The organism is Xanthomonas sp. LMG 12460 (assembly GCF_009192895.1).
GTDB lineage: Bacteria > Pseudomonadota > Gammaproteobacteria > Xanthomonadales > Xanthomonadaceae > Xanthomonas_A > Xanthomonas_A sontii.
Map to the genome: position 1 here is coordinate 1 of NZ_NKUH01000010.1, position 10,116 is coordinate 10,116.

Genomic DNA, 10,116 nt, shown 5'->3' on the forward strand with positions numbered 1-10,116 from the left:
GGGAATGGGGAATGGGGAATGGGGAATCGCAGAGCGCAAAGCCTACATGGCTGCGCGATTTACCGCTGTTGCTCCTGCTTTTGCCCATTCCCGATTCCCGTTTCCCCATTCCCGGCCGCGTCCAAGGCCAAATTCAGCGCCAGCACGTTCACCCGCGGCTCCCCCAGCACGCCGAACTGGCGCGGCTGGGTCTGCGCGGCGACCAGGGCGGCGACGCTCTGCGGCGACAGGCCGCGCGCCGCGGCCACGCGCGCCACTTGGATGTGCGCCGCTTCCACGCTGATGTCCGGGTCCATGCCGCTGCCGGACTGGGTGATCAGATCGTCCGGCACCTGCGCCGGGTCGATGCCTTCGCGCGCGGCCACCGCCTGGCGGGTGGCGTCCAGGCGCTTGCGCAGGTCGGGGTTGCTGCGCGCCTGGTTGCTGCCGGCCGCCGACATCGGATCGTACTTGGCGCCGGACGGACGCGGCTGGAAGTAGCCGGCGGCGGCGAACGGCTGCGCCACCAGCGCCGAGCCGACCACGCGGCCGTCGTGGCTGCGCAGGCTGCCGTTGGCCTGCTCGGGGAACAGCGCGCCGGCCAGCACGGTGGCCAGCAACGAGTACAGCGCCGCGGACGCGAGCACCAGCAGCGGCAGCACCAGCACCGCGCGCCAGCGCATCGGTTCGCGAAGGGAAACGGAAGACACGGTCATGGAGGTAATTCCGAAGGAGCGTGAGAATCGGCGCCGGGGTCAACCCAGCGCCACCAGCAGCAGATCGATGGCCTTGATCCCGACGAACGGCAGCAGCACGCCGCCCACGCCGTAGATCAGCATGTTCCGGCGCAGCAGCGAAGTCGCCGAGGACGGGGTGAAGCGCACGCCGCGCAGCGCCAGCGGGATCAGCGCCGGGATCACCAGCGCATTGAAGATCAGCGCGGCGAGCACCGCGTTGGTCGGGCTGGACAGGCGCATCACGTTCAGCGCGGCCATCTGCGGGATCGAGGCGGCGAACAGCGCCGGCAGGATCGCGAAGTACTTGGACACGTCGTTGGCCAGCGAGAAGGTGGTCAGCGCGCCGCGGGTGATCAACTGCTGCTTGCCCACTTCCACCACCGCCAGCAGCTTGGCCGGATCCGAATCCAGATCGACCATGTTGCCGGCCTCCTTGGCCGCCTGGGTGCCGGAGTTCATCGCCAGGCCGACGTCGGCCTGGGCCAGCGCCGGCGCGTCGTTGGTGCCGTCGCCGACCATCGCCACCAGGCGTCCGCCGGCCTGCTCCTGGCGGATGCGCGCCAGCTTGTCCTCGGGCGTGGCCTCGGCGATGTAGTCGTCGACGCCGGCCTCGGCGGCGATGGCCGCGGCGGTCAGCGGGTTGTCGCCGGTGATCATCACCGTCTTGACGCCCATCGCGCGCAGCCGCGCGAACTTCTCGCGCACGCCGTGCTTGACCACGTCCGACAGCTCGACCACGCCCAGTACGTGCCGGCCCTCGGCCACCACCAGCGGCGTGGCGCCGCTGCGCGCGACCTGCTCGACGCGACTCTTCAGTTCCGCCGGCACCTGCCCGCCCAGCGCGGTGACGTGGCGGATCAACGCATCGGCGGCGCCCTTGCGGATCGACCGCGGCGGCTGCATGCCGTTGGCCGGCAGGTCGACGCCGGACATGCGGGTCTGCGCGGTGAAAGCGACGAACTCGGCGCCGGCCGGATCGGCCGGCGGCAGGCCCTGCTCGCGCGCCAGGCGCACGATCGACTTGCCTTCCGGGGTCGGGTCGGCCAGCGACGACAGCATCGCCGCCTCGCGCAGCTGCGCCACGTCCACGCCGCTCAGCGCATGGAACACGGTGGCCTGGCGATCGCCGTGGGTAATGGTGCCGGTCTTGTCCAGCAGCAGCACATCGACGTCGCCGGCCACTTCCACCGCCTTGCCAGACTTGGCCAACACGTTGGCCGACAGCGCGCGGTTCATGCCGGCGATGCCGATCGCCGGCAGCAACCCGCCGATGGTGGTCGGGATCAGGCACACCAGCAGCGCGATCAGCAGCAGCGGATCCACGTGCACGCCGACGAAGCCGGCGATCGCCGGCAGCGAGGCGACCACGATCAGGAAGGTCAGGGTCATCGCCGCCAGCAGCATGGTCAGCGCGATCTCGTTCGGCGTCTTCTGCCGGTTGGCGCCTTCCACCAGCGCGATCATCCGGTCCAGGAAGCTGTGGCCCGGCTCGGCGGTGACCTTCACCAGGATCTCGTCGGACAGCACCTTGGTGCCGCCGATGACGCCGGAGCGGTCGGTCCCGGCCTCGCGCAGCACCGGTGCGGATTCGCCGGTGACCGCAGCCTCGTTGATCGTGGCCAGGCCGTGCACGATCTCGCCATCGGCCGGGATAAGCTCGCCGGCCGACACCACCACCAAGTCGCCCGGGCGCAGTTCGGCGGCAGGTACGCTGGTCTCGCCGTCCAGCCGCACACTGGCGACCCGGCGCGCCACCAGGTCCTTGCGTGCGCGCCGCAGCGACGCAGCCTGGCCGCGGCCGCGGGCCTCGGCCACCGCCTCGGCGAAGTTGCCGAACAGCACGGTGACCAGCAGGATCGCGGTCACCGCCCAGCCGAAGCCGGCCGGGCCCTGGCCGGACACGGTGATCAGCGCCGACAGCAGCGTGCCGGCGAACACCACGGCCATCACCGGGCTGCCCAGCAGGTGCCGCGGCGACAGCTTCAGCACGCTGTCGCGCAAGGCCGCGCGCAGCGCCGCGGCATCGAACAGCCCAGGCCGGCGCGCCGGCGAAGAAGCCACGGATGTAGAAGGAAGCGGGGTGCTCATCGTCGTCGTCTCAGTGCGCGGCCAGGGTCAGGTGATCGGCGATCGGTCCCAACACCAAAGCCGGCGTGAATTGCAGAACGGTCAGGATCGCGATGACCGCGATCAGGGTCAGCGCGAAGGTCGGGGTTTCCACCTGCAGGCTGCCGCCGGTTTCCGGCGCCACCCGCTTGCGCGCCAGTTGCGCAGCCACGATCAGCGGCACGATCAGCGCCGGATAGCGGCCCAGCAGCAGCACCACGGTGCAGCTCAGGTTCCACCATGGAATGCCGTCGCCCAGCCCCTCGAAACCGGAGCCGTTGTTGGCGAACGCCGAGGTGTACTCGTAGAACACCTGGCTGATGCCGTGGAAGCCGGGATTGGAAGTCGCCGAGATCGAGGCCGGCAGGGCAAGGGTGATCGCGGTGAAGCCGAGCAGCACCAGCGGCTGCAACAGGATCAGCAGCGCCAGCAGGCGCACTTCCGGCGCCTCGATCTTGCGCCCGAACAGTTCCGGGGTGCGCCCGGTCATCAGGCCGGCCAGGAACACGCTCAGCAGCAGGTACACCAGGAACTGCTGCAGGCCGCAACCGATGCCGCCCCAGATCGCGTTGATCAGCATGTTGACCATCGCCACGCCACCGGTCAGCGGCGCCAGCGAATCGTGCATGGCGTTGACCGAGCCGTTGGAGGTCTGCGTGGTCAGCGACGACCAGGCCGCCGAGGCATCGACGCCGAAGCGCACCTCCTTGCCTTCCATCAGCGCGGCACTGCCGGGCGCGTGGCCTTCGGCCCACAGCGACACCGCGGTGGACGCCAGCGACATCACCAGCATGCTGCCGAACACCAGCGCGGTGAACTTGCGGCGCCCGGTGAACGGGCCGACCATGAACGCCACCGCCACCGGGATCAGCACGATGCCCAACATCTCCAGCAGGTTGGAGAACGGCGTGGGATTTTCCAGCGCCATCGCGCTGTTGGGGCCGTACCAGCCGCCGCCGTTGGTGCCGAGCTGCTTGATCGCCACCATCGCCGCGACCGGGCCGAGCGGGATCTTCTGCGTCTGCTGGCCGGCGCTGGCGTCCAGCGGCGTGGCGACCGGACCGGCCGCCAGCGTCGAAGGCACACCCTGCTGGGTCAGCAGCAGCGTCCACAGCAGGCACAGCGGCAGCAGGAAGCGCAGGGTGGGACGGATCACGTCGGCCCAGTAGTTGCCGAGATCGACCTCCTGCGCCGTCTCGCCGCCACTCGCGGCCGCCTTGCGCGCCGCATCCTGGCCACGCCCACCGAACAGGCCGCGCAGCGTCGCCGCGACCAGCGCCAGGCCCATCATCGGGGTGATGAACTGCAGGCCGACCACGCCCACCGCCTGCGACAGGTACGACAGCTGCGCCTGGCCCGAGTAGTGCTGCTGATTGGTGTTGGTCAGAAACGAGACCATGGTGTGCAAGGCCACGTCCCAGCGCATGTTGGGCACCGCATCCGGATTGAACGGCAGCCAGGCCTGGGTCACGAACAGCACGAACACCAGCGCGCCCAGCACCAGGTTGCTGGCCAGGAACGCGCCGGCATAGGTGCGCCAGTGCATACCGCGCGCCGGATCGGTGCCGAGCAGGCGGTACAGCGGGCGTTCGATCCAGCCGAACAGCGCGTCGCCGCGCATCGGCGCCCCGCGCATCACCTTGGCCAGGTACAGGCCCAGCGGCCATCCCAGCAGCAGCGCGAGCGCATAGACAAGCAATGTATCGATCATGGAAGTGGCACTCGGCTCAGAAATCTTCGGGGCGCAGGATCACGTACAGCAGGTAACCGGCCGCGACGATCACCGCCACGCCGCAAACGAACGAAAGCCAACCGCTCATGGTCTCAACTCCGAAACAAAGGGACGGCCCGCCGCAGGGCAGGCCGCAATCGTGTGGGAACACCGCCGGACGCGGCATGCGCACGGAGGCAGAAGGGAAGCGCAACATGGCCACGCACGCCGGGTCGGACAGGCCTTCTGGCCCAGGCCGGCATTATCGAAGCCGCCGCCATAAACTCTCCGTGGCGAAGGCGCGCGGCACGCATAAATTCTTCGTAAAACCGCGCGACGCAGGCGCGTGCGCCACGTCTGCCGGCGCCGCGCCGCCGCCTGCACGGCAGCGCGCGACGACCTCAGTAATGCAGGATCGCGTCGATCAGCGCCGTCGCCTGATGGTTGCGGCGCCCGCCGTCGTAGGCGGGGAAATCGTAGGCATGCTCGTAGCGCAGCTCCGGGCGGATCTCCAGGTCCTGCGACACCCAGTGGGTGAGGCCGATGGTGTGGCTGGAGTAGCGCGTGGCGAAACCGGTGCGCTGGCCGTCGTGGTCGTTCACGAACTCATTGCGGATCGCCAGCATGTCCGACGCGCCGAGCTGGATGTTGACGTAGTTGACGATGGCGTCGGCAGTGCTGCGCCCCAGCGGGAAGTCCGGCGCCTCGCCCAGCGCATAGCCCGGGCGCCCGGTCGGCGCGTGCGACTGCGACGGATCGGTGGCCAGCGCCTGGTCGCGCACGTAGATGTGGTAGGCCTCGGTGAGCATGTGCACCTTCGGCGAGAAGCGGTGGCCCCAGGTGAGCACGAACTCCTGCAGGTTGTTGTAGGTCTGCGCGGCGTTGTTGTACGACTCCACGCACGGATACAGCATGTCGTCGTTGCTCTTGGAGACCCAGCGCAGGCAGGCCTGCGCGCTCAGGCGGCTGGTCGCGTCCCAGATCGCCGAATCGTCGCCGCCGTGCACGCCGAGCTGCAGCGTCCACTGATCGTTGAGCTTGGTGGTGGTGAGGATGCCCATGTTGGTATAGGCATCGACCGTGTACAGGATCGAATGGGTCAACAGGTAGTTGTTCGGCGAGAACTGCGCCTCGATGTCCGGCAGCGACAGGTAGCGGCCGACCGTGACCAGCATGCCCTGCGCCACCGACGGCAGGTACACGTCCACGTGCGCGATCATCGGATCGTTGCCGTAGATCTTGCCGTTGAGCGCGCTATTGGACTGCGGATGATGCAGCAACTGGTCGCTGGTGACGCCCTTCATCGTGGTGTAGTGGTAGTCGTAGCCGTACAGATCGTCGAAGTGGAAGCCCCAATCGACATGATCGGTCTGCACCGTATCCGGCACGCGCTGCAGGCGGATCAGCGCCTGGTTGAACTCGCCGCGGTTGGGCCGCGTGGAGTAGGACAGCGGGTAGTTGCTGCGCGAGGACGTGCTGGCGTTGAGCGAGGGATTGATCCAGCCGTACAGCTCGATGCGATTGCGCTGCATCCACTGCCCCACGCGCGTGCACGCCAGCGCCTTCTCCACCGGGTACTGTGCGTTCTCGTTGGGCACGCCGACCGGGTAGTCGACCGCGCCGAGCTGCCATTCGGCCGACGGAAACGGCGGCGAGGAGAACGGCGCCGCCAGGCCGCGGCGCGCCGGCGTCGGCGCATCGGGATCGGCCGGCTGCGCATCCTCGCGATAAGCCGAGGCCAGGCGCGAGAAGAAGCCATTGGAACAATCTGCGCTGCGTGCCAGCGGCACGGGGGCGGGCTCCGACGCCGGCATCGCCTCCGACACGGGCGCAGCCAGACCCACGGCGGCGGCATCGCCGGCGCACAGCACGGCCAGGGACAGGAACAGGGGATGGAGCTTCATGGACATCGCGACGTCGGCTCGCAACGAGCCGTCCTTCGTTGGGTAGAGGGGGCAACGACGGCGCGCCGCCTCACGCGCACGCACCATCGCAGGCGATGCGCCGGGTGGCGCATCGCGGGGAGTGAGTTGGAATGCAGCGCCGCGGTGGCGGCGTTATGTCGTCAACGCGCGTGCAGTGAACGCGCGCGGCCGTGTGGCGGCGGATGTTGCAGCGCGCTGCGGCAGCCATCGTGGCGTCGCGGCGCAGGTGGCATGGCCGCCACGCGGACGCGGACGGCACGCCGTTGCGTCTGCGGCACGCGGCGCCTGCAGGCGATCGGTGCGGCCTGCGACACGCTCAAGATTGCAGCCATCGATTCCACGCAAGCATCCCCGTCGTCAGCGCGGAAAGTATAGGAATCGCCGAATATCTTCGTTGCAAAGCGCAGGCGGGTTCGAATAAAAGCTACGTAAATTCGTGTGCTGTGCTGGCGTGGTGTGCGCGCTGCTGTGGCGATGCGCGATGCCGTACCCTCATCCGCCCCTGCGGGGCACCTTCTCCCGGTGGGAGAAGGGAGAGGCCAAAGCCCCTCTCCCGCCGGGAGAGGGGTTGGGGTGAGGGTCCGACGCGCGAAGCGCTGCGCTGATCAAGCTGTACACGGTTACGCCCTACCCTCATCCACCCCTGCGGGGCACCTTCTCCCGGGGGGAGAAGGGAGAAGCCCAAAGCCCCTCTCCCGCCGGGAGAGGGGTTGGGGTGAGGGTCCGGCGCGCGAAGCGCTGCGCTGATCCGGCTACACGAGGCTGCGCCCGTACCCTCATCCGCCCCTGCGGGGCACCTTCTCCCAAGGGGAGAAGGGAAGCGCCGACTATCTCAGTGCAATGGCACACTCAAGAACGACGGCGTCGCCGCTGGCGAGCTGAAGCTCACGGTGCCGCCGAAACGGCTGGCCGAGGCGTAGCGCGGATCGGTGGTGTCCACCACCAGCACCAGGCGGCGGCCGGCCGGGATCTCGACTGCGGTCGCCTGCAGCGCCAGGTCGAGCGTCACCGGTGTGCCCGGGGTCGCGTTGCGCAGGGTGTACGGCACATGGCTCAGCAACTGCGCCGACCCCGTGCCGTCCGTGCTGTACAGATAAGCGAACAACGACACGTTGGACTGGCTCGGGGTCACCGTCAGCCGCAGCGAGGGCGCGCCGGCCAGGCGCTTGTCGCTGGACAGCACCGGGCCGCTCCACACTGCGGCACCCACCCGACTGACCAGCGGAATCGAGGTGGTTACCGGCTGGCCGAGGCCCTGCAACAGACCACTGACCATCACCACGCCGGAATCGGCCAGCGTCGGCACGTCGGTGGCGATGCGGTAGTTCCAGCCGCTGCTGTTGCCGCTGGTCAGCGACCCGGTCGGCAACAACAGGCCGCTGGGGCCGGTCAGGCCATAGCGGGTGGCGCCGGCCTGTACGCTGTTCCAGTCGGCATAACTGAGCCAGGTGCCGCCGAGGGTCGACAGTTGCACCGGCGCTTCACGGTCCACGCCGTTGTCGCGGCCTTTCAGGTAGCGATCGAACCAGCGCGTGGCCTCGGTATACACCTGGTTCGGCAGGCCCAGCGCGCCCGGCAGTTCGGCAGTGGCGTGGTCGCCCTGGCTGAACATCAGGTGCTTGGGCACGCTGAGCCGGTTGTAGAGGTTGATGTACTGGTTCGGCGGGAACAGGCCGTCGTTGAACGCATTGGCCAGCAGCACCGCCGGGCCGTTGCGGTTGAGCGCCTGCACCTCGTTGATCACTCCGCGTTCGGCCGCCTTGGGCAGGAAGCCCTGCACCGCGCCGTCGTAGTCGCCCACCGCCACGTGCGCGGTGATCCGCGCCAGGTCCGGACCGGGCCGGCCGGTGGCGACCCCGGCGGCGACCAGCAGGCCCACACCCTGTTGGCTCACGGTGCTGTTGGCGTACAGCGAGGCCTGCAGGTCGGCCCAGCCGCTGAGCGCGGCCACCGCCTTGATGCGCGGGTCGCGCGCGGCGGCGAGCAGGCTGGTGCCGGCGCCGTAGGAGATGCCCGAGACGCCGATCGCCTTTGCGTCGGCCGGGGTGTTGGCCAGCGCCCAGTCGATCACTGCGCTGACGTCCTCCACCGTCGGCGCCCCGGCGATGTCGATCAGCCCCTGCGAATCCCAGAAGCCGCGCGAGGTGTAGCTGACCACCACGTAGCCGTCGTTGGCCAGTTCGCTGGCGCGGCCCACGTATTCCAGGTTGGGCAACGACCAGCTGGCCGGCATCACCACCAGCGGGAACGGCCCCGGCCCCTGCCCTTGCGGCACAAGGACGAGCGCGCCGAGCTTGGTGCCGTCGAAACTGGGAATGCTCTGGTACTGCTTGGTGAAGCCGGCCGCGGCCGCGGCGGCGGAGAACACCAGCAACATCGCGCCGAGGGCGATGCGACGTGACACGGACATGCGCATGGACTGCCTCCCAAGCGGCGCCGGACCGGAATGGCCGGCTGCCGGAACGGTACTGCCAGAACGGTGACAAGCGCTCGACACGAGGCCGGGCAGGCGGACCGTACCACCGGGTACGGGCGATATTCACGCCGCAGTGCGGCACAGTATGGAAGGACCTTGGCGGGCGGCCCAAACGTGCTGGCGCCGCGGCCGGTGGCCGGCACACGCTCAGGCCACGCGGCTCAGCTCAAAAAGTGCTGGTAGCCGCTGCGCGGCGGCTGCCACCGCTGGCCGTCGGCATCGCGCACCGCGATGCCATTGCCGGCGACGATGCGCCCGATCGGCGTCGCCGTGACCCCGACCGCCTGCAGCGCCTGCCCGATCGCCGCGCGCTGCGCCGGGTCGGCGGTGAAGCACAGTTCGTAGTCGTCGCCACCGCCCAGCTGCCAGGCGTGCACCTGCGCAGGGTCCGCGTCGGCCGGGGCGGCGACCGCCGGCAGCGCGGCCAGCTCCAGTTCGGCGCCGACGCCGCTGCGCGCGCAGATGTGCTCCAGGTCGGCCAGCAGACCGTCGGAGACGTCCACGCAGGCCCGCGCCAGGCCACGCAGGCGCAGGCCCACCTGCACCCGCGGCGTCGGCCGCAGCAGGCGTTGGCGCAGGCGTTCGTGCACGGGATCGGCGGCGGGCGCGGTCACGTCGAGGCGCCCGGCCTGCCACAGCGCCAGCGCCGCGGCCGCCTCGCCCGGCTGGCCGGTCACCCAGACCTCGTCGCCCGGCTGCGCGGCATCGCGGCGCAGCGCCATCGTCGCCGGCACGCTGCCGATTGCCGTGACCGACAAGGCCAGCGGCCCGCGCGTGGTGTCGCCGCCGGCCAGGCCGATGCCGTGCGCATCGGCCAGGGCGAAGAAGCCCTCGGCGAACGCATCGACCCAGGCCATGTCGACCTGCGGCAGCGACAGCGACAAGGTGCACCAGCGTGGCTGCGCCCCCATCGCCGCCAGGTCGGACAGATTCACCGCCAGCGTCTTCCAGCCGATGTCGGCGGCCGCGGTTTCGACCGGGAAATGCACCCCGGCGTTGAGCGTATCGGTGGTGATCGCCAGCAACTCCCCCGGCGGCGGCAGCAGCAAGGCCGCATCGTCACCGATGCCCAGCGGCAGGTCGTCCCGCGCCCGGCTGCGCGCACGCAGGCGCTCGATCAGATCGAATTCGGGCATGGGGGGCTGGGAATCGGGAATGGGGAGTCGGGAATGGGGAAAAGAA

7 protein-coding genes are annotated in these 10,116 nt (G+C 69.7%); all 7 read right to left on the minus strand.

Annotated elements, in window-relative coordinates; translation table 11 throughout:
* Positions 1-59: 59 nt before the first annotated feature.
* Complete coding sequence (gene kdpC / locus CEK66_RS02285) at positions 60-662, minus strand: potassium-transporting ATPase subunit KdpC (RefSeq protein ID WP_226978468.1); 603 nt, start codon at positions 660-662, stop codon at positions 60-62.
* A 72-nt stretch (positions 663-734) separates the two neighbouring features.
* The gene (gene kdpB / locus CEK66_RS02290; RefSeq protein WP_043090518.1) at positions 735-2,804 is read right to left on the minus strand and encodes a potassium-transporting ATPase subunit KdpB; all 2,070 of its coding nucleotides are present in this window, start codon (positions 2,802-2,804) and stop codon (positions 735-737) included.
* Positions 2,805-2,814: 10 nt separating this feature from the next.
* Positions 2,815-4,533: a potassium-transporting ATPase subunit KdpA gene (kdpA, locus tag CEK66_RS02295; protein WP_152235818.1), complete on the minus strand. Its 1,719-nt coding sequence runs from the start codon at positions 4,531-4,533 to the stop codon at positions 2,815-2,817.
* A gap of 16 nt (positions 4,534-4,549) precedes the next feature.
* The gene (locus CEK66_RS02300; RefSeq protein WP_010341961.1) at positions 4,550-4,642 is read right to left on the minus strand and encodes a potassium-transporting ATPase subunit F; all 93 of its coding nucleotides are present in this window, start codon (positions 4,640-4,642) and stop codon (positions 4,550-4,552) included.
* A gap of 292 nt (positions 4,643-4,934) precedes the next feature.
* Complete coding sequence (locus tag CEK66_RS02305; protein WP_152235819.1) at positions 4,935-6,443, minus strand: outer membrane beta-barrel protein; 1,509 nt, start codon at positions 6,441-6,443, stop codon at positions 4,935-4,937.
* An 847-nt stretch (positions 6,444-7,290) separates the two neighbouring features.
* Positions 7,291-8,862: a CocE/NonD family hydrolase gene (locus tag CEK66_RS02310; RefSeq protein ID WP_193312541.1), complete on the minus strand. Its 1,572-nt coding sequence runs from the start codon at positions 8,860-8,862 to the stop codon at positions 7,291-7,293.
* 233 nt (positions 8,863-9,095) lie between these two features.
* A complete protein-coding gene (thiL, locus tag CEK66_RS02315; RefSeq protein WP_152235821.1) occupies positions 9,096-10,070 on the minus strand; it encodes a thiamine-phosphate kinase in 975 nt (324 codons plus the stop codon).
* Positions 10,071-10,116: the final 46 nt, after the last annotated feature.

Coding starts and splice junctions, on each gene's coding strand:
- kdpB (WP_043090518.1), bottom strand. CDS start 2,804: ATGAGCACCCCGCTTCCTTCTACATCCGTGGCTTCTTCGCCGGCGCGC.
- CEK66_RS02305 (WP_152235819.1), bottom strand. CDS start 6,443: ATGTCCATGAAGCTCCATCCCCTGTTCCTGTCCCTGGCCGTGCTGTGC.
- CEK66_RS02300 (WP_010341961.1), bottom strand. CDS start 4,642: ATGAGCGGTTGGCTTTCGTTCGTTTGCGGCGTGGCGGTGATCGTCGCG.
- kdpC (WP_226978468.1), bottom strand. CDS start 662: ATGCGCTGGCGCGCGGTGCTGGTGCTGCCGCTGCTGGTGCTCGCGTCC.
- kdpA (WP_152235818.1), bottom strand. CDS start 4,533: ATGATCGATACATTGCTTGTCTATGCGCTCGCGCTGCTGCTGGGATGG.
- thiL (WP_152235821.1), bottom strand. CDS start 10,070: ATGCCCGAATTCGATCTGATCGAGCGCCTGCGTGCGCGCAGCCGGGCG.